The organism is Flavobacterium sufflavum (genome assembly GCF_004016525.1).
GTDB classification, from domain to species: domain Bacteria; phylum Bacteroidota; class Bacteroidia; order Flavobacteriales; family Flavobacteriaceae; genus Flavobacterium; species Flavobacterium sufflavum.
Genome location: NZ_SACJ01000013.1, coordinates 37,388 through 56,905 on the forward strand (window position 1 = coordinate 37,388; position 19,518 = coordinate 56,905).

Annotated in this window: 17 protein-coding genes; 7 read left to right on the top strand and 10 right to left on the bottom strand. The window is 34.1% G+C overall.

What is annotated here, in order from left to right; translation table 11 throughout:
* Positions 1 to 50: 50 nt before the first annotated feature.
* A complete protein-coding gene (gene rmuC / locus EOD40_RS15860) occupies positions 51 to 1,424 on the bottom strand; it encodes a DNA recombination protein RmuC (RefSeq protein WP_128197191.1) in 1,374 nt (457 codons plus the stop codon).
* 147 nt (positions 1,425 to 1,571) lie between these two features.
* Between rmuC and EOD40_RS15865 the strand changes: the two genes are divergently transcribed.
* The 5 genes from EOD40_RS15865 (at position 1,572) to EOD40_RS15885 (ending at position 5,198) form a co-directional block, all read left to right on the top strand.
* Positions 1,572 to 1,982, top strand: coding sequence for a hypothetical protein (locus tag EOD40_RS15865; RefSeq protein ID WP_128197193.1), 411 nt, complete (start codon positions 1,572 to 1,574; stop codon positions 1,980 to 1,982).
* Between the two features lie 57 nt (positions 1,983 to 2,039).
* On the top strand, positions 2,040 to 2,591 hold the full coding sequence (locus EOD40_RS15870; protein WP_128197195.1) for an RNA polymerase sigma factor: 552 nt from the start codon (positions 2,040 to 2,042) through the stop codon (positions 2,589 to 2,591).
* Between the two features lie 9 nt (positions 2,592 to 2,600).
* On the top strand, positions 2,601 to 4,052 hold the full coding sequence (locus EOD40_RS18180) for an outer membrane beta-barrel protein (RefSeq protein ID WP_128197197.1): 1,452 nt from the start codon (positions 2,601 to 2,603) through the stop codon (positions 4,050 to 4,052).
* A 65-nt stretch (positions 4,053 to 4,117) separates the two neighbouring features.
* A complete protein-coding gene (locus tag EOD40_RS15880) occupies positions 4,118 to 4,708 on the top strand; it encodes a pseudouridine synthase (RefSeq protein ID WP_128197199.1) in 591 nt (196 codons plus the stop codon).
* A gap of 22 nt (positions 4,709 to 4,730) precedes the next feature.
* Positions 4,731 to 5,198: a tRNA (cytidine(34)-2'-O)-methyltransferase gene (locus tag EOD40_RS15885; RefSeq protein WP_128197201.1), complete on the top strand. Its 468-nt coding sequence runs from the start codon at positions 4,731 to 4,733 to the stop codon at positions 5,196 to 5,198.
* Between the two features lie 85 nt (positions 5,199 to 5,283).
* Here the strand turns inward: EOD40_RS15885 and EOD40_RS15890 are convergent, their stop codons facing one another.
* The 3 genes from EOD40_RS15890 to truA all read right to left on the bottom strand — a co-directional run bounded on the left by EOD40_RS15890 (position 5,284) and on the right by truA (position 8,688).
* Positions 5,284 to 6,069, bottom strand: a complete 786-nt coding sequence (locus EOD40_RS15890) for an ABC transporter ATP-binding protein (RefSeq protein ID WP_128197203.1) — start codon at positions 6,067 to 6,069, stop codon at positions 5,284 to 5,286.
* 6 nt (positions 6,070 to 6,075) lie between these two features.
* Positions 6,076 to 7,830 (bottom strand): ABC transporter ATP-binding protein, encoded by a 1,755-nt coding sequence (locus tag EOD40_RS15895; RefSeq protein WP_128197205.1) that lies wholly within the window; start codon positions 7,828 to 7,830, stop codon positions 6,076 to 6,078.
* Between the two features lie 87 nt (positions 7,831 to 7,917).
* Positions 7,918 to 8,688 carry a tRNA pseudouridine(38-40) synthase TruA gene (truA, locus tag EOD40_RS15900; RefSeq protein WP_128197207.1) on the bottom strand — a complete coding sequence of 257 codons (771 nt, stop codon included), beginning with the start codon at positions 8,686 to 8,688 and terminating at the stop codon, positions 7,918 to 7,920.
* A 214-nt stretch (positions 8,689 to 8,902) separates the two neighbouring features.
* Here truA and EOD40_RS15905 point away from each other — a divergent pair, with 214 nt between their 5' ends.
* Positions 8,903 to 9,400, top strand: coding sequence for a metallophosphoesterase family protein (locus tag EOD40_RS15905; protein WP_128197209.1), 498 nt, complete (start codon positions 8,903 to 8,905; stop codon positions 9,398 to 9,400).
* Here EOD40_RS15905 and EOD40_RS15910 read toward each other — a convergent pair whose 3' ends face one another.
* The 3 genes from EOD40_RS15910 to EOD40_RS15920 form a co-directional block, all read right to left on the bottom strand.
* Positions 9,401 to 11,086, bottom strand: coding sequence for an ATP-binding protein (locus tag EOD40_RS15910; protein ID WP_231129644.1), 1,686 nt, complete (start codon positions 11,084 to 11,086; stop codon positions 9,401 to 9,403). It abuts the gene before it with no gap.
* 42 nt (positions 11,087 to 11,128) lie between these two features.
* A complete protein-coding gene (locus EOD40_RS15915) occupies positions 11,129 to 11,791 on the bottom strand; it encodes a response regulator (RefSeq protein ID WP_128197213.1) in 663 nt (220 codons plus the stop codon).
* Between the two features lie 101 nt (positions 11,792 to 11,892).
* A complete protein-coding gene (locus EOD40_RS15920; RefSeq protein ID WP_128197215.1) occupies positions 11,893 to 12,306 on the bottom strand; it encodes a DUF4293 domain-containing protein in 414 nt (137 codons plus the stop codon).
* A 181-nt stretch (positions 12,307 to 12,487) separates the two neighbouring features.
* On the opposite strand from EOD40_RS15920, the gene rho reads away from it, so the two are divergent.
* On the top strand, positions 12,488 to 14,266 hold the full coding sequence (gene rho / locus EOD40_RS15925; protein ID WP_128197216.1) for a transcription termination factor Rho: 1,779 nt from the start codon (positions 12,488 to 12,490) through the stop codon (positions 14,264 to 14,266).
* Positions 14,267 to 14,413: 147 nt separating this feature from the next.
* Here rho and EOD40_RS15930 read toward each other — a convergent pair whose 3' ends face one another.
* From EOD40_RS15930 to EOD40_RS15940, 3 genes are all read right to left on the bottom strand, one after another.
* Positions 14,414 to 15,628 carry an RsmB/NOP family class I SAM-dependent RNA methyltransferase gene (locus EOD40_RS15930; RefSeq protein WP_128197218.1) on the bottom strand — a complete coding sequence of 405 codons (1,215 nt, stop codon included), beginning with the start codon at positions 15,626 to 15,628 and terminating at the stop codon, positions 14,414 to 14,416.
* Between the two features lie 246 nt (positions 15,629 to 15,874).
* Positions 15,875 to 16,762 (bottom strand): dienelactone hydrolase family protein, encoded by an 888-nt coding sequence (locus EOD40_RS15935; protein WP_128197220.1) that lies wholly within the window; start codon positions 16,760 to 16,762, stop codon positions 15,875 to 15,877.
* Between the two features lie 213 nt (positions 16,763 to 16,975).
* Positions 16,976 to 19,312, bottom strand: coding sequence for a TonB-dependent siderophore receptor (locus EOD40_RS15940; RefSeq protein ID WP_128197222.1), 2,337 nt, complete (start codon positions 19,310 to 19,312; stop codon positions 16,976 to 16,978).
* Positions 19,313 to 19,518 lie beyond the last annotated feature (206 nt).

Below are 19,518 nucleotides of genomic sequence, written 5' to 3' on the forward strand. Positions count from 1 at the left end.
AAAAGCCGTTTTCATAATCCATGATTTAATGAAAACAGCTGTTGATTTTATCAATTAATTAGGTGGTTATCGTCTTTTTTAGCAGCCCGGGCTAAAATGCTTTCAGGAAGTGCTTTTTTTGCTTTGGCTCCCATTTTTTTCAGCTTTTCAACTCTGGTAATCAGGTTTCCGCTTCCGTCCACCAGTTTATTCATGGCACCGCTGTATTCTATTTTAGTTTCATCTATTTTCTTTCCTATTCTGATTAAATCGGCCACAAAACCTTCAAATTTGTCATATAAGGCTCCTGCCTGACGCGCAATTTCAAAAGCGTTTTCCTGTTGCTTTTGGTTGGTCCACATGCTGTCAATGGTTCGCAAAGTGGCTAATAAGGTTGCCGGAGTTACAATAACAATGTTTTTTTCGAATGCTTTGTTGTACAATCCGGTATCTTCGTTAAGCGCTATTGCAAATGCGGGTTCGATAGGGATAAAAAGCAATACAAAATCAGGGCTTTCTATTTGGTACAAATCCTGATAATTCTTGTTCCCTAATTGCTCCACATGGCGTTTGATAGAATTGACATGTTCTTTTAAATAGCTGTTTTTTAAATCCTCATCGTCTTCATTGATGTATTTCTCGTAAGCTGTCAAAGAAACTTTAGAATCTACAATCATTTTTTTGCCGTCAGGCAGATTAATTACAACATCAGGAAAAACACGATTTCCATCTTCGGTAGTGAAACTTTGCTGTACTTCGTATTCGCGTCCTTTTTCTAATCCTGATTTTTCTAAAACGCGTTCCAGCACTAATTCGCCCCAGTTCCCCTGCATTTTACTGTCGCCTTTTAAAGCTTTAGTCAGGTTTAGGGTTTCCTTGCTCATTTGAATATTCATTTCGCGTAAGCCCAGAATTTGTTGACGTAAAGCCGCATGATAATCAATACTTTCTTTGTGGGTGTCTTCAACTTTCTTTTCGAATAACTGAATTTTATCTTGCAAAGGAGACAAGATGTTTTTCATGTTTTCCTTATTCTGCTCGGTAAACTTATTTGATTTTTCGTCTAAAATTTTATTGGCCAGATTTTCGAATTCCTTGGTGAATTTTTCCTGTAATTTCTCCACCTCGTCTTTTTGCTCTTTGTTGCGTTCCCAAAGATTTTCAAAATCTACTTCTTTTTTCGAAAGTTGGATTGCCAGACTGTCTTTTTCGTTTCTGATGGCTTCTTTTTCCTGATTGCTGTTTTCCAATTGTTTTTCGAATTGCATTTTGTCATTCGAAAATTGTTCTTTCAATTGATTGATTTGCGAAGTAAGTGCAATTAATTTTTCTTCTAAACTTGTCTTTTCGGACTGAAAACGGGCAGAAAAAATCAATTTTCCAATGAAAATACCAATGGCAAGTGCAATAATAAATGACAATAAAAAAGGAAGCAAATTTAACATAGCTAAAGTTTATGATGTAGAGTAAGCAAAAATAGAGATTAATGCCGATTTTAAGTGTTTTTTATTCGAACGGAATTATTTTTTTTAGTTTTTTCACGCAACCTTTTTCTGTATGACAACTCTAGTTACTATTAAGCAACTGCTATTATGAGAAAAGTTAAGATTCTTTTTTGGGGCGTTTTTGCACTCTTTCTTACTTTCTGTTCTTTGGTCAATGACGGAAAGAATACTCAAAATGTGGATGCCATTGTTGGTACCTGGAATTGGCAGCAATCCAGTGGAGGAATTAGCGGAAACGATATTGTAACTCCCGAAAGTACAGGAGTGAATAAAAAATTAGTTTTTAATACCAATAAAAAAGTCACTGTTTTTACGAATGATGTTGAAACAGGAAGTTATACTTATACAATAAAAATGGGAAACAGTATTTTTGATAATAAACAACATTATTTGCTGACTTTTAATGAGATGTGTTATGTGATTCAGTATATAGACAGCCAGCATTTGAGCATTCAGGATAATTTTGCCGATGGTTATGTTTTAACTTATACAAAGTAATTTTAAGTTGTGAATGTTTAAATTTGTTAACGTTAAACTGTTTTTAAGAGTTATTTTTTGAAAGAACCAATAGACCATTACATCCGGAAGTGTATCGAAAATGATAGAGGAGGGCAACAGTATATTTATCAGTTGTTTGCTCCTGTATTATATGGTCTTTGCATTAAATACATGAAGAATGAAGCTGATGCTCAAGATGTTTTTCAGGAGGCATTTGTGATTGCTTTTCAAAAAATGAGTCAATATCGATTTGAAGGCAGTTTTGAAGGCTGGTTGAAACGTATTTTTATTAATAAGTTGATAGAAACATTGAATAAAAGAAAAAGAGAAACTCCTTTTTTAGATGTGCTTTATCAGGAAGATTTTGTTGATGAAGACCAGGAAATAGATTCTTTTTCGATACCTCAGGAAAAATTGTTAGAATTCATTCAGCATCTGCCCGATCAATACCGTCTGGTTTTTAACTTGTATTTTTTCGAAAAAATGAAACACAAAGAAATTGCCAGTTTGTTGAATATTTCAGAGGGAACTTCTAAGTCCAATTTGAACAGGGCAAAAAGTAATTTACAAAAGAAGATATTGACATTAATGGCTTCGAAAGATGTTTAAAAATAGACTATGAAAAAAGATGATATAGAAAAACTAATTTCTTCTTTGGAAGATTTTTCTAAAATCCCTCCTGATGATTTATGGAAAGGGATTGAGGAAAAATTAGATAATCCGAAATCGAAAAAAGGATTCCCTTTGTGGTGGGCTATTGCAGCAAGTTTCGTTGTTGGATTAGGACTTTTGGCTACTTTTAACTCTAATCCCGATGTTCATTCGATAAAAGTTCCTGTGGAGAATGAAAACGGATTGGTTAACGAATCAAGATCTGGTGATAGTTTAGAAAATGAAAGTGCTAAAAGTAAAATTGGAACAGAGAAAAAAGTTTTAGACAGTAGGCTTTCAAATTCAAATGCTGCTGATGAAAATCAAAAAGAAGATAAGAATAGAACAACAACAACAACAACAACAACAACAACAACAACAACAACAACAACAACAACAACAACAAAACCTACAATTTTTAATTCGAATAATCAAAAAGTATCCCATTCAAAAAAAGAAGCTGTAGCAGTAATTGCAAACAAAAACATTCCGGTTTTAATTGCTAAAAATGAAAGTGTAGCACAATCAAGAGAAATTAAAAATGAAGAAAACGGAGCTTTTTTACAAAAGAATCCAATTGCTGAACAGAATAAAACCGCAGCAGAAAAAACAGTTGATGATGATAAATTAAAAGAGAATTCGGCTGCAGCTGATTTGAAAGAAAATGCTCTGGCTGCGATAGAAAAAGAACAGAACAAGAAAGAGAAAATTGCTTTAGTAGAAGATAAATGGTCGATGCAAGTGTTTGCAGGAATTAATAATTCACAGAATGTAAAAAAACAAAAATCCCTGGGGAATACTATTGAATCCCAAAAAGGATATAATTATGGTGTAAAAGCAAATTATAAACTCAATCGCCGATGGGCAGTAAGTACTGGTTTGAAAATAAGTGAACTGGGGCAGCAAGTCGCTAATGTTTCTTATATTAATTCGGCTAAAAATTTGGTTAACATTTCTAAATTTCCTTTGGCACAACCTCAGGTAAAAGGAGCGATTACTACTAATTCAGATTATTTATTCATGCCTAATAATAGAGAGAAGTATGCGATGGCGATGGCCAATACTTTTTATCAAAAAGGAAATTTGTCTCAAAAAGTACAGTATTTGGAAATGCCTATGGAGGTTTCTTATGCCGTTTTAAATAAAGGAAAAGCACGTATTAACATGAATACCGGAGGATTTGTGGGAAGAGCGATTTCGAATGAAGTTTTGCTTGACGACAGTTCGATAGGAAAAAATCAGGATGTTAATGAGGTGGTTTTTGGAACGGTATTGAGCAGTACTTTACAATACGAATTGTTTAAAAAAACGAAGGTTTTTGTAGAACCGGGAATGAATTATTACACGCAGCCCGTTCAGAATCAAAATTTCAATCAATTTCAGCTGATTTTTAATTTTGGTTTGAATGTGTCTTTTTAATTCGAATCGAAATGCTTTAATACAGCTTCTATTTGTGTATTTTTGCGCAAATTTCACCTTTTAGTATGTCGCATCAGCATTTTATTCTTTATAAACCTTATGGGTATTTGAGTCAGTTTATTTACGAATTGAAACGCAAAAAGAAGCTGTTGGGTGAATTGTATGCTTTCCCGGAAGGAACAATGGCTATAGGGCGTTTAGACGAAGATTCAGAAGGCTTATTGTTGCTTACCACCGATGGAAAAGTGAGTGAGGAAATTCGTTCCAGAAAAGTCGACAAAGAATATTATGTTCAGGTGGATGGAATCATTACTCAAGAAGCCATTGACAGCATAAAAAAAGGAGTCGAAATAGGTTTTAACGGAACCAAATACATTACCAAACCTTGTGAAGCCCGATTGATTACTGAAATTCCTAACTTTGGAGCGAGAGGGAAAAAAATCCGGGACGAACGTCATGGGCCTACTTCCTGGGCTTCGATAACGGTCAATGAAGGAAAGTTTCGCCAAGTGCGAAAAATGACCGCAGCTGTTGGTTTCCCTACTTTACGATTGGTGCGTGTTCGAATAGGAAATGTACATTTGAATGACTTACAATCAGGAGAAGTAATTGAGGTTGGAAATTTCGAGGGAAAAGGCAATGTCAAAAGTCAATAACAATATCAAATTTTAAAATATAATGCTCAACATCGTTTTAGTAGAACCTGAAATCCCTAATAATACTGGAAATATTGGTCGTTTGTGTGTAGGCACCGAAAGCCGTTTGCACCTGATTCATCCGTTTGGATTTGTAATCAACGATAAAAATTTGAAACGTTCCGGTTTGGATTATTGGGTGCATCTTGATGTTACCGAATATCAAAATGTAGATGAATGGATGGCTCAGATTCCAGATAAATCGCGTGTTTTCCTGATGAGTTCCCATGCCGAGAGATCTTATTTGGAAAATGAATTTCAGGATGGAGATTGGTTGGTTTTTGGTAAGGAAAGTGTTGGTTTGAGTTCAGAATTTCTTGAATTATTCGATAAAAAGAATCAATTAACAATCCCGATGTCGTCTTTAATAAGAAGTTTTAATATTGCTAATTCGGTGGCTTTTGTGGTGGGAGAAGCGAAGCGACAGATTGCAGTAAATAGTGTTCAGTAATCAGTTTTTAGTGATCAGTTTTCAATACTAAGGACTAACAACTGAGGACTCTTTGCGAAAAACTTTGTGTTCTTTGTGGTTAAACTTAACTAATCACAAACTTTCCTTTTGTAGCATCAAAAACAATATGTTCGTCTTTGAACAACGTATTGAAACTTCCTTTTGAAATTAAATTACAAGGTTCATCTTGAACCACAGTTTCTGGGGTCATAATAATCATTTCGTCACTCAATTGAATGGCCATATCAATATCGTGGGTAGAAAACAGAATACATTTTTGGGTTTCCTGAGTGAGTTTTTTCAAGAGTTTAAATAAGGCTACTTTATGTAGTAAATCCAAATGTGTGGTAGGTTCATCCAAAATAATGAGTGGTGTATCCTGTGCCAATGCTCTTGCTACCAATACTTTTTGTAATTGTCCATCACTGATTTCGTAATGCCTTTTGGAAGCCAAATGTTCAATTTGCGTAAGCTTTAAAGCGTGGTCAACTTTTTCAATGTCTTCATCAGCTAAGGTGCCAATCCAGTTGGTATAAGGTTGTCTGCCTAAAGCGACCAATTCAAAAACCGTTAAGTTGCTTGGGGGTAATTTTTCGGTTAAGACAACGCTTAAATTTTTGGCTAAAGCCAAAGCATTCATTTCGTGAATGTTTTTTCCGTTCAAGAAAACAGTTCCGCTAATCGTTTTTTGAATTCCTGTAATGGTGCGTAATAAAGTCGATTTTCCAATACCATTTGCACCAACCAAAGCTATGAGTTTTCCCTTTTCTAAGGTCAAATCAATATTAGAAGCAACAATAGTCTGCTCTTTTTTATGAGTATAGCCAATGCTTATTTTAGATGCTTGTAAGATGGTTTCGGTATTGTTCATTTTTTACTATTCGGCTAATGAAAATTGAGAATCGTATAAATTTTTATAATAACCGGATTCTTTGTTAATCAATTCTTGATGTGTTCCTTCTTCTACAATTAATCCTTTGTCCATAACCACAATTTTATCAGCATTGACAATAGTTGCCAGTCGATGGGCAATAACAATCGAAGTTCTTCCTTTAGTAATGGTTTCGGTAGCGCGCTGAATCAATTCTTCTGAATACGTATCGATTGATGAGGTCGCTTCGTCAAGGATAAGAATACTCGGATTACTCACATAGGCTCTTAAAAAAGCAATCAGTTGGCGTTGTCCAGAAGACAACATCACACCGCGTTCTTTTACGTCAAAATCATAATTATCGGGTAAGCTCATAATAAAATTATGAACCCCTATTTTTTTGGCAGCAGCATAAACATCTTCTCTGCTAATCTCAGGATTGTTGAGTGTGATATTATTATAAATGGTATCGGCAAATAAGAATACATCCTGCAACACAATTGCAATTTGCTTTCTAAGCGAACTCAAGGTGTAGTTTTCTATATTCTCGTTATCAATACAAATGGTACCACTTTTTATTTCGTAAAAACGATTCAATAAGTTGATAATGGTTGATTTTCCTGCTCCTGTTGAACCTACAATAGCTATGGTTTCGCCTGATTTTACGCTTAAATCAATACCTTTAATTACTTCTTCATTTTCGATATAACTGAAACGAACGTCTTTAAATTGAATGTTTCCGTCAAAAACTGGCGCTTCAATTTTTCCGGTATCCTGAATTTGATCCTGGGTATCAATAATTTCAAAAACACGATTGGCGGCAATCATCCCCAGTTGCATCTCGTTGAATTTATCCGCAATTTGGCGTAAAGGGTTAAATAACATTCCGATGAACATGGTGTATGAAAATAAATCTCCAAAAGTGGTGAAGTTATCGCCATTCAGGATTTTGATTCCTCCATACAATACAATAAATCCAAGTGTCAGCGACGAAATAATATCGGCAATAGGGAAAAAGATGGAGTTGTAAAGAATGGTTTTTATCCAGGCATTTTGATGCTTTTCGTTAATAACTTTAAATTTCTCCGATTCAATTTCCTCTCTGTTGAACAATTGCACAATCTTCATTCCGGTAACTCGTTCCTGAACAAAAGTGTTCATGTTGGCAATTTGCGTTCGTACTTCTTCAAAGGCAACCTGCATTTTGCGTTGGAAAATTCGGGTAATAAAAACCAGTATTGGCATGGCAACAATCACAATCCAAGTCAGTTTCCAGTTCATGTAAAACATAAAAAGAAGAACCACCACCATTTTCATCAAGTCACTGATAATCATGAATAAACCCTGGCTGAAAATACGCGCAATCGACTCAATATCAGATACCGAGCGGGTTACGAGTTGTCCCACAGGAACTAAATCAAAATATTTCATTCGGAAACTCAAAATGTGTTTGAATAATTTAAGACGAATGTCTTTTACAATATCCTGACCGAGCCAGTTTGCCCAATACACAAAATAAAACTGAGAAAAAACCTCCAGTAAAAGCACGATTCCCATCAAACTGATGTAAAACAAAAGTCCTTGAGCATCATGGGTTTTAATGTAGCCATCTACCGTTTGTTTTAGTAAATACGGGCGTAAGGCTGCAAAAATGGATAATGAAATGGCAAAAATTACTACGCCATTAAAGCGCCATTGGTACGGCTTCGTATATTGTAATATTCGTTTGAATAATCGGGTATCAAATGCTTTTGCTTTCATTTTTTTATTTTAGTCCTTTAGTCCTTAGTTTTTAGTACCTAGTCCTTAGTTTTAAATTCTAAAAAACTAAGGACTAGGTACTAAGTACTAATTATCTAAATAAGGATATTCAATTTTAGTCAAATACAATCCGTGTGCCGGTACCGAAAAACCGGCTTTGTCCCTACTTTTACTTTCGATAATAGTGTTAAAATCGGCTAATGTTATTTTGCCTAAGCCAATATTTACCAGCGTTCCTACAATAGAGCGCACCATATTTCTCAAAAATCGATTGGCCGAAATGGTAAAAATAAGTTTGTTTCCTTGCTGTTTAGCTCCGCTCTGTTCGGCTCCGCCTCGAGTCCAATACGCTTCAAAAATAGTACAATCAAATGTATTTACATCTGTATTGACCTTAGAGAAACATTGAAAATCAGTATGGTTGAATAACAGTTTTGCGGCTTCATTCATTAAATCCACATCTAAACTTTGATGAAAATACCAACTTTGCTCCTGTAAAAAAGCATCTTTAAAAACATTGATATGGTATTCATAGGTTCTTTTAGTGGCATCAAAACGGCAATGCGCATCATCGGCAACAGGGAAAATTTCATAAATTACAATATCTTTAGGAAGATAGGAATTGAGTTTGTGTACTAATTTTGGAATATCAAAAGTGTTTTCGAAATCAAAATGAGCATACATTTCCTTTGCATGAACACCAGTATCAGTGCGTCCTGCGCCCATTAAATTAATGTCAGAATTCAATAAGACCGAGAAGGCTTTGTTAAGCGTTTCCTGTACTGAAGCGGCATTAGGCTGAATTTGCCAACCATGATATGGAGTACCGTTGTAAGCTAATTTTATAAAATATCTCAAGTTTTTAATCTCAAAGTTTCAGAATTTCAAAGGTACAAAAAAGTAACTAAGGTACTGAGTCGCTAAGATACTAAGTTTTTGTTAAGAGATTCCTGATGACGCATTTGATAATGATGTTTTGAATCATTAAAAAAAGCGTTGAAATTGTATCTATTTGAAGCTTTCAAAAACTTAGTATCTTAGCATCCTGGAATCTTAGACTCTAAAAAAAAAAATGAAAAACATCCTTTTACTTTCGGATACGCACAGCCATATTGACGATGCTATTTTAAAATATGTAAAACAAGCCGATGAGGTTTGGCATGCCGGAGATATCGGCGATTTGGAAGTAACAGATGCCATTAAAAAATTAAAACCTTTACGCGCCGTTTATGGTAATATCGATGACGCTCAGGCGCGTTTAGAATTTCCGTTGCACAATCGGTTTATGTGCGAAGAGGTTTCGGTTTGGATTACCCATATTGGCGGTTATCCCGGAAAATACAATCCTAATATAAAAGCTGAAATGACGGCTAATCCTCCAAAATTATTCATTTGTGGACATTCGCATATTTTAAAAGTGATGTTTGATAAAAAGCATAATCTTTTACACATGAATCCCGGTGCTTGTGGGAAAAGTGGTTTTCATCAGGTTCGCACCATGTTGCGATTTGTAATTGAAGGCGATAAAATCAAAGATTTGGAAATTATAGAAATTGAAAAAAGAGTCTGATTAAACCGTTGGTTTTGCTTTGTATTCAATTGGAGCTATAATTTTAACGGAGGTTCCTTCATTGGGTTTCGAAATGATTTTTATTTTTCCGTCCATCGTATTGATTCGGGCTTTGATTTGGTTTAAACCAAAACCTTCTATGGTATTATATTGTTTGATTTCAAATCCTTTTCCGTTGTCTTTTACAAGAATATGTAGTTGATTGTCTATTTCTTTTAAGCTTAGTTTAGCTTCGCTGGCATCGCTATGTTTGGTTATGTTGTTTAATAATTCGCTGATAATAAAATACATTTTCATTTCGTAATCTTCATTGTAACGGGTTTCGGAGGTAACATTACTGGAATAATCAAAATGAATGTTGGAATTGGAATTTATTTCGCATAAATCGTTTAGGGCATAAAATAATCCAAAACGAGCTAATAATGAAGGTAAAAGTTGATGCGATAAGTCCCGTATTTTATAATGTGTTTGTATTAAAATGGCTTTGGTTTTTGTTATTTCTTCATTGTTAGTTTGGTTTTTTGTAGAAAAAATAGTCAGGTGCATTGCTGCCGAAGAAAGTAAGGCACTGATGTTATCGTGTAAAAAGGAAGCAATTTTTTTGCGTTCCATTTCCTGGCCGTTTATCGAAGCCGTAATTATATTTTCCTGAATTTTACTCTCGATGTCTTTGAGTTTGTTTGTCTGTTTTAATTGGTTATTTTGAAAATACAAATACGAAAAAACAATAATTAGAATCAATATGGATATAATGATGATACTGATAATCTTGTTTTTAGATTGTTTTTCTAATAAGAGCTGATGACTTGTTTTGTATTCTGTTTTGATGTTGTCAATTTCTCTTTTGTATTCGTCAATTTCAAGGTTGATACCTACAACGTTGATTTTTTTTAATTTTTCTTCATTGTTGATTTTAGCTGTCAGTTCGTTGTAAGTGTTCAGATGCTGATAGGCTTTTTTAAAGCTTTTTGTCTTGAATAAAAATTTAGAATATTCCTGATGAGCAAATGATAAATCAGATTCTTCACTTCCTTTTTGGCCTAATTTAATGGCTTTTTCAAAGTAAGAATTGGCTTTTCTGTTGTTGTTAATATGAGAATAATACATGCCGTTGAGCATATTTAGTGCTACGGCAGTTGTTTCATCTCCATGTTTTTTATGGTATTTATTGATGTAGTTTAAATAGGGTGAGCCTAAATCGTATTTGCTTATGTCAAAATACGCCCAGGTAATGTTGAGTTTGGTAAGGAGGATTTCGGAAGAATCGGCAATTTTTGTGCTGTATTCAAGCGATTTTTTATAATAATAAATTCCTTTTGCGTATTCTTTTTTGTCAAAACAATAAATGTTTCCCAGATTGTTGTTTAGCCAGTTTTTAAGGTGGTTGTTATTGGTTCTGTTAGCGTAAATAACTCCTTTTTTATAATAAAATAATGCCTTTTCAAACTCGGCTAATTGATCAAAATTAGCCGCAATAGTATTGTAGCACATTGCAATAAGATTGTCATCTTTTAAAATTAAGGCCTGGCTTAGAGCCTGACGAGAAAGGATTAATGATTTCTCGAAATTCTCAGCCTTCATTAATTGCGTTGCTTCCTGAGTTAGAATGCTAGTTTGCTTTTTTAGTGAATCTTTTGTTTGTGAAAATAAAAGATTTGTTGTGCCTAAAAAAAGTATAAATAACAAGCTATAAATGCGTTTGTAAGGCATAATGGGAGTTGAGATGGCTTAAGGTTTTATTAGGTTGTTTTTCAAGGCAAACTTAACTAGACTAATCATGTTTTTTGCCTTCAGTTTCTTCATGATATTCTTTCGATGGGTTTCTACTGTGTTTGTACTGATAAACAATTGATCTGAAATTTCTTTTCCACTATATTCTAAGGCAATTAAAGTAATGATTTCTATTTCACGTTCTGTTAATTGGTATTCGGGATCGAGTTTACTTTTGCTTAATTTAGAATGGTTTTTTGTAACCGTAGAAAATATTTTTTCCCTCACCTGATTGCAGAAATACTCTTCGCCTTTATTAACAGCCTGTATGGCTTCGACAATGTTTTCACAGGCACATTGTTTAGTCAAATAGCCACTGGCACCTAATTTCATGACTTCCTGAACTATTTTAACATCGTCATAAGCCGAAAGTATAATCACCTTGCAAGGATATCCTTTTTTAGCAAATTCTTTAAGCACTTCGATACCGTCTTTTTCAGGCATACTGATGTCCAGGACTAAAATATCGGTAGAATTGTTAGTCACTTCCTCATAAAGAGTTGTCCCTTTTAATGAAGATCCAATTACTTGAAAGTTTTCAATAGTATTTAATAATGTGCGCATGCCATTAATTAACACCTGATGATCGTCGGCTAAATGAATTCTTATTGGAGTTTCCATGTTGTATTTCTAATGAATCAAATGTATTAAAAAAAGAGCACAAAAAAACCCGAATTTTACATTCGGGTTTCCTTCGCACTAATAAATTAAAATTTATAGGTTTACCTCAATCTGTCCACAGATTTTACAAGATCTTCATCCTTTTTGATCGCTTTATTAGCTAAAACTAATGCTACGATAGCTACAATAGGCAGGAACATCCCAATACCTTTCTCAGAAACGGCAGGCGTTTCTCCAGATAAATTTAGTGAACGATATAAAAACAATCCTAATAAAATCAAATTTAATATTATATTCAATCTGTTAATAACAAATTGATTTTGTCTTTTCTTATAGGATAAAATACTCAGTACCGAAAGTGTTGTACTTAGTCCAAACAAAATGATATAAACCTGACTTTGCATAAACAAAAATGATTTGCCATTACTTAATATCCATAATGGGAAAACAAAAGGCAAAACACCTGTGATAACAAAGGCTATAAGCAAATATATTGTTTGAATTCGTTGTATCATTAGTATCGATATTGTTCTACAAAAATATATTTTCTTTTTATAAAATACTATTGTATGATTAAATTTTATTCGTATTATTGCAATACAATACCGTAAGCACTTCATACTGCGGTGAATTCAAAATAAAAAAACTACCTATCTTTTTTAAGGAATCCCCATTAATTAAACTCATAGAACATTCATGTTTGATATTTCGGCATTAAAAGAAATGAAGCTTTCTGAGCTTCAACAAATAGCTAAAGCTGCTAAAACAATAAAAATAAACGGTGTAAAAAAAGAAGCCTTAATCACGAGTATTTTGGATTATCAAACAACTTTGGCAGCAACTGAAGTTAAAGAACCAGTAAAATCTGAGGATGCTGACGATAAACCTAAAAGAGTGCGTATTGCTCCGGTAAAAAAACAGGCTGCTCCCAAAAAGACAGTTGAGGCTTCTTCAAAAAGTCAAGAACCATCAATTGAAAATAATACTGAAAAACTTGATTTTCCGGTAGAAGAAGTAGCAGAAGCTGAGGTAAATGAACCAAAAGGGGAGGCGGAACAAGAAGTTGTTGCTGCTGAAAAAGCTAAGGTGGTAAAATTTAATAAAGCCACTTACGAAAAGAAAATTGCTTTAAAAAAGAATAAAGAGCAAAAAGAAACAGTAAATGAAAATCCTGTTGTTGAAACAAAACAAGAAGATTCAGCTACTGAAACTGAGGTTATTGCTCCTGCTGCTCCTCAAAAAAAAATAAATCCGAATCAAAATAAGCAAAACCAAAATCCTAATCAGAATCCAAATCAACAGAACCAGAATCCTAATTTTAAAAACAAGAAAAATAATTTTAGAGACTCTGATTTTGAATTTGATGGAATCATAGAAAGTGAAGGTGTATTAGAAATGATGCCTGATGGTTACGGATTCTTGCGTTCTTCTGATTATAATTATTTAGCTTCACCGGATGATATTTATTTATCTACTTCACAAATTAGATTATTTGGTTTAAAAACAGGAGATACGGTAAAAGGAGTGGTAAGACCTCCAAAAGAAGGAGAGAAATTTTTTCCTTTGGTTCGCGTTCTTAAAATAAACGGACACGATCCGCAAGTAGTTAGAGATCGAATTTCATTTGAGCATTTAACTCCGGTTTTTCCATCAGAAAAATTCAAACTAGCCGAAAGACAAAGTACTATTTCTACACGAATTATCGATCTGTTTTCTCCAATAGGGAAAGGACAACGTGGTATGATTGTAGCCCAGCCTAAAACGGGTAAAACCATGTTGTTGAAGGAAATAGCCAATGCTATTGCAGCAAATCATCCCGAAGTATATCTTATTGTTTTATTGATTGACGAACGTCCGGAAGAGGTGACTGATATGCAACGTTCTGTACGTGGAGAAGTAATTGCTTCAACATTTGACAGAGAGCCACAAGAGCACGTTAAAATTGCTAATATTGTTCTTGAAAAATCAAAACGTTTAGTAGAATGTGGTCATGATGTAGTGATTTTGTTAGACTCTATCACGCGTTTGGCAAGAGCTTACAATACAGTACAACCTGCTTCAGGAAAAGTATTGAGTGGAGGTGTAGATGCGAATGCTTTGCAAAAACCAAAACGTTTCTTTGGAGCTGCCCGTAATGTAGAAAAAGGAGGTTCTTTGAGTATTATTGCTACAGCTTTGACTGAAACAGGTTCAAAAATGGATGAGGTAATTTTCGAAGAGTTCAAAGGAACAGGTAATATGGAATTGCAATTAGATAGAAAAATTGCCAACAAACGTATCTTCCCGGCTATTGATTTGACTTCTTCAAGCACCAGAAGAGACGACTTGCTTCTGGATAAAGATACACTGCAAAGAATGTGGATTATGAGAAAATACCTTGCTGATATGAATCCAATTGAAGCTATGGAATTTATCAATGATCGTTTCAAGAAAACCAGAAATAATGAAGAGTTCTTGATTTCTATGAACGACTAGTTTTTAGATTGCAGTTCTCAGAAAACAGAAGGCAGTTTTCGAAATATTTACATAAAAAAAGGGATTTTTAAACTGAAAATCCCTTTTTTTATGTCTGTTTGCAATCTAAATACTGCTTTCTGAAGATTGCCTTCTGCTGACTGAAATCTAAACTTTTCTTTCCAACAAAGCCATATAAAATCCATCAAAACCAGACTCTGAGGCCAAAATTTTATGGTCTTTTATAAAAGTGAATTGTTTTCCAATATCAGTGGTTAAAAAGCGCTCCACTTGTTCCTGGTTTTCTGATGGAAGAATAGAGCAGGTTGCATAAACCAGTTTTCCACCCGGTTTTACAATTTTAGAATAGCTTTCTAAAACTTCCGATTGTACTTTACGAATATTATCAATAAACTCAGGCTTTAATTTCCACTTAGCATCAGGATTTCTTTTCAAAACACCTAATCCGCTACAAGGAGCGTCAATCAAAACGCGATCGGCTTTTTCATGTAGTTTTTTGATGACTTTGGTTGTATCGATAATTCGGTATTCGATATTGAAAGCACTGTTTCTTTTTGCTCTTAGTTTTAATTGCTTTAGTTTACTTTCGTATAAATCCATAGCAATCAATTGCCCTTTATTTTGCATTAAAGAAGCAATATGTAAAGTTTTTCCACCTGCTCCAGCGCAAGTATCCACCACGCGCATTCCTGGTTTTACGTCCAGAAAAGCGGCTACTAATTGCGAATTGGCATCCTGAACTTCAAATAAACCTTGTTTAAAAGCATCGGTCATGAAAACATTAGCGCGTTCTTTTAAAACCAGGGCATCTGGCTGGTCTTTTAGATATTCGGTTTCGATATCTAAATCCATTAAAATAGCCCTTAGATTTTCTTTAGTAGTTTTAAGTGTATTGGTTCTTAGAATTACTTTAGCAGGTTGGTTTTGAGCTGTGATTTCTTTAGCCCAAACTTTTTCGCCTAATTCTTTTACTCCTAATTCGTCCATCCAATCTGGAATAGATTCCTTGATGGCTCTGGTTTTAGAAAGTTCATCAAAACGTCCTTTGATTTTTCGCTCAGGAGTTCCTTCCAGTTGACGCCAATCAGGAATTGGGTATCCTCTTAAAACAGCCCAAACAGCAAACATTCTCCAAATATTATCCCTGCCAAAAGGTTCTCTTACTTCGGCAATCTCTGCGTATAATCTTTTCCAACGAACAATTTCGTATATGGTTTCAGCGACAAATTTCCTATCAGAACTTCCCCAACGCTTGTCTTTTTTTAGTGCTCTTGCTACTACTTTATCGGCGTATTCTCCTTCGTTGAATATTGCATTTAGAGAATCGATGGTAGTATATACTAAGTTTCTGTGTAATCTCATTTTAATTATTTGAGCTGCAAAGGTACTACTAAATGATTTGAAAGTTAAATTAAAATTTCAATTCTGTAAAAATGATTTTAATCTTATTTAAGGTTGTTGTAAAGTAGTTTTAAGAAGACTAGTTTACTGAGATTATTTTGAAAAAAAAATACCGCAAATTCGCAAATTCTTTTAATATTAACTGTCCTTTGAAATTTGCGAATTTGTGGTAAAAATGGTAGATGTTTTATTTTTAAAGCGTAGTTGTCATTTTAGTTTTTCTTTAAAAAAGTCAATTGTTCTTGTCCAGGCTAAAGTAGCGGCTTTTTCATCATAGCGTGGCGTTGTATTATTGTGAAATCCATGATTGACATTTGGGTAAATATAAGCCACGTTCGGAACTTTGTTTTTGTTTAAAATAGCTTCAAAGGCTGGCCAGCCTTCGTTTACTCTGGTATCTAAACCAGCGTATTGTAATAACAAAGGCGTTTTTATTTGAGCGGCTTCTTCTGCTGTGGGTTGTCCACCATAAAAAGGAACAGCAGCATTTAATGTTGGGATTTTAACCGCCATCAAATTAGTAATCCATCCACCAAAACAAAAACCAACCACTCCAATGTGACCGTTGCAATCAGGATGTGTTTTTAAATAATAGTAAGCAGCAATAAAATCTTCCAGCATTTCGTATCGGTCTCTTTTTTTCTGCATTTCTCTACCATCATCATCATTTCCGGGATAACCACCTAATGGAGTCAAAGCGTCTGGCGCCAAGCTGATAAAACCTTCAATTGCAGTTCTTCGTCCTACATCTTCTATATAGGGGTTTAAACCGCGGTTTTCGTGAACTACAATTACTCCGGGTAGTTTTTTATTGCTTTGGTTGGGTTTAGAAAGTAATCCTTTAATTTTCCCTCCTCCTTTTGGGGAATCATAAGTAATATAATTTGATTCTATTCTTGGATCATCAGGCTGAATGGTGATTGAATTGACATAATCGGGAGTGATAAAACTCAGTAAAGAAGGCAGGGTTAAAGTTCCTACTGCAAATACTGAAAGTTTTTCAATAAACTGTCTTCTTTCAATTTTGTTATGAGCATAATCATCGTACAGGTCAAATATTTCTTGACTAATGTCTTCTTTGGTTATTTTTTTCATGTTTGGTTGAATTAATTTCAAGATAGCTTATACCGTTTGTTATTTCAAAATAGTCCAATAAAAATTGGCCTAAATGAAATATACAACGGCATTATACCATAACGATCAAAATAAATGGTATTTATATTTGGTATTAAATGTAATTATTTTTTTGAAAGTTTTAAAACAAAAAAAAGCTCCCGAAGGAGCTTTTAGAAAAAACCGGAAAGGTTCTTATAATTTGTATTTTAAACTTGCCATTACTTGACGAGGAGCAATTGGGTTCACACTGTAGTTTTCGTGTACGGTGTAATTCAACTCGTTAGTGATATTTGATACTTTACACAAGATTGAGAATTTCTTCCATTCGTAACCAACAGATGCATCAACTGTAGTATAGCCATCAATTGGAATATCACGGTCTCTAATAGTTATTTTGTAATCATTTGGATCAGTAGTAGTTGTGATAGCAGCCCATTGGTAGTCATCGTTCCATCCACCAATTCGTTTTCCAATGTAATTTCCAATAGCTCCAAAAGAAAGTCCTTTTAATGCTCCACTAGGTAATTTGTAGAAAAAGCTAAGGTTAGCAGTTGTTGCAGGTGTTCTTGCTACACGATCTCCTACAATGAAGCTTCCGTGAGTTCCTGACGTTTTAGTATAACGCATATCGTTATAACTGTAACCTGCATTAATGCTTAATCCTTCAAGAGGTTTTGCTGTAACGTCTACTTCAACACCTTTACTTTTTGTTGCTCCACCCAGAAGTTTTATATTTGAGTTTGCGTTAACAGTAACACCATCTGCTAAATATGGAGCAGTTTGTGCTAAATTACTGTTTTTGATTTGGTAAACAGTTACATTTGTACTTAAAATTCCTCTCCAGAAATCTTTTTTGATACCTGCTTCATATTGGTCTATGATAGATGCTTCTATTGTTTTTCCATCAACAGTAAGTCCTGTGTTTGGTGTAAATGAGCTAGAATAACTTGCAAATAAAGACATATCTTTTGTTGGCTGGAATATTAAACCAATTTTTGGAGAAAATGCATTGTCTAAACGTTTTGGATCTACAGTTGGAGTCGCTTTTTCTGGATTTCCAGCGCCTGTAGCTGTTTCTTTGTATGTAGAAAGCTCAGATTCCTGCCAAGACCAACGAATACCGGCAAGGACTTTAAATTGTTCGGTAATCGATATTAAATCCTGAAAATAAACTCCAAAACGATTCGTTTCTGTTTTTGCAATTTGTGTTGCTCTGCCTGTTGTAGGAATATCATTTCTTTGTGTTGTAGGATCAAAAGCGAATAGGTTTATTGTGTCATATAGTGTTGGCCCGTAAACAGGTTTACCATCTTTGGTACCTGTTTGAACATATTTTTCATTAAATGTATAAGTATATGCTGTAGCTAATGAATTTTCCCAATCTACACCTGTAAAGATTTGGTGTTTTACAGATCCAGTATTAAAAGTCCCTTGTAAACTCAATTGGTCTCCAAATATTTGTTCTAAGTTTTTATTTTGAACTAATCCTCTGTTCCAGAAACCTGGAATTGGGTATGTTGCTGCGTTATCTAAATCTGAAAGTTGAGCAGTTGATAATTGAGTTCTTTTGTAATTTTGGAATGAACTATTGAAACTTAATTTCCAGTTTTTGTTAAAATCATGGTTTACTAATACCGAAGCACTAGCTGATTTTGTATTTCCATTAGACCAAAGTGAGCCAAAATAAGTATTACGAGGAATATCTAAAATGGTTTTACCAATAATTCCGGTACCAAAATCAGGAGTCCAATTGGCTGTTAAGTAATCTCCCTGAACAGTGATGTGAGTTTTGTCGGTTACATTAAAAAGGAATGAGGGATTTACATAAAGACGCTCGTTTTTAACTACATCTCTAAAACTTTTTGAGTTTTCATAAGATCCTGTAAAACGGTAGGCTATTGACTTGTTTAAAGGACCATAGAAGTCAACAGATGGCTTGTAATAATCATAACTTCCGGCTTGCATTGTAATTTCTCCGCCTTTAGCAAATTGAGGGGTTTTAGTTACTAAATTTAAAATTCCTCCCGGTGCAACGTTTCCGAATAATAAGGCTGAGCCTCCTTTTAAGAATTCTACTCTTTCTAAACCGGAAACTTCTGGAATTGAACCTGCGTTATAACGAAATCCGTTTTTGAACATATTATTGGCAGACATATCGTATCCTCTTGAGAAAAATGATTCCTGCGCACCACCACGAGCCGAACCTACATAAACACCATTAGCGTTTTTAATAACTTCACTTAAACGAATCGCTTGTTGTTGACTGATAATTTCATTACCTATTACTTGAACGCTTTGTGGTAAATCCATAGGTTTGATACCTGATCTTGAAGCCGAAACTGGTTTTTGTGGTTTGTTTCCGGTAACAACAATTTCTTTAAGAATTTGTCCTTTTTTATTTTTGATAGTGTCAAAAGGATTTTCGTTGATTTCTTTTGAATTATTATAATTAGATACTGAAGCTACTTCCTGAGCTTGAGAGGCAAGAGAAAATAATAATGCTATTGAGGGTAGTAAAATGCGTTTCATTTTGTTTTGCTTATTTGGATTTATTTAAAATAACAATGCAAATGTATAACCTGAAATTGATTTTACAAAGGGTTATTTAGAATAAATAAAAACAAATATTAACAAATTACTTGTAAGTTGTTTGAAATTTATTTAACAGGATTTTTTTAATTGGATATAAAAACTTATAAAATGACTTGTTTTGTTTTTAATTTACTGTTTATTAG

Coding starts and splice junctions, on each gene's coding strand:
- EOD40_RS15865 (WP_128197193.1), top strand. CDS start 1,572: ATGAGAAAAGTTAAGATTCTTTTTTGGGGCGTTTTTGCACTCTTTCTT.
- EOD40_RS15930 (WP_128197218.1), bottom strand. CDS start 15,628: ATGAGATTACACAGAAACTTAGTATATACTACCATCGATTCTCTAAAT.
- rho (WP_128197216.1), top strand. CDS start 12,488: ATGTTTGATATTTCGGCATTAAAAGAAATGAAGCTTTCTGAGCTTCAA.
- EOD40_RS15905 (WP_128197209.1), top strand. CDS start 8,903: ATGAAAAACATCCTTTTACTTTCGGATACGCACAGCCATATTGACGAT.
- EOD40_RS15935 (WP_128197220.1), bottom strand. CDS start 16,762: ATGAAAAAAATAACCAAAGAAGACATTAGTCAAGAAATATTTGACCTG.
- EOD40_RS18180 (WP_128197197.1), top strand. CDS start 2,601: ATGAAAAAAGATGATATAGAAAAACTAATTTCTTCTTTGGAAGATTTT.
- EOD40_RS15885 (WP_128197201.1), top strand. CDS start 4,731: ATGCTCAACATCGTTTTAGTAGAACCTGAAATCCCTAATAATACTGGA.
- EOD40_RS15880 (WP_128197199.1), top strand. CDS start 4,118: ATGTCGCATCAGCATTTTATTCTTTATAAACCTTATGGGTATTTGAGT.
- rmuC (WP_128197191.1), bottom strand. CDS start 1,424: ATGTTAAATTTGCTTCCTTTTTTATTGTCATTTATTATTGCACTTGCC.
- EOD40_RS15915 (WP_128197213.1), bottom strand. CDS start 11,791: ATGGAAACTCCAATAAGAATTCATTTAGCCGACGATCATCAGGTGTTA.
- EOD40_RS15940 (WP_128197222.1), bottom strand. CDS start 19,312: ATGAAACGCATTTTACTACCCTCAATAGCATTATTATTTTCTCTTGCC.
- EOD40_RS15895 (WP_128197205.1), bottom strand. CDS start 7,830: ATGAAAGCAAAAGCATTTGATACCCGATTATTCAAACGAATATTACAA.
- EOD40_RS15920 (WP_128197215.1), bottom strand. CDS start 12,306: ATGATACAACGAATTCAAACAATATATTTGCTTATAGCCTTTGTTATC.
- EOD40_RS15890 (WP_128197203.1), bottom strand. CDS start 6,069: ATGAACAATACCGAAACCATCTTACAAGCATCTAAAATAAGCATTGGC.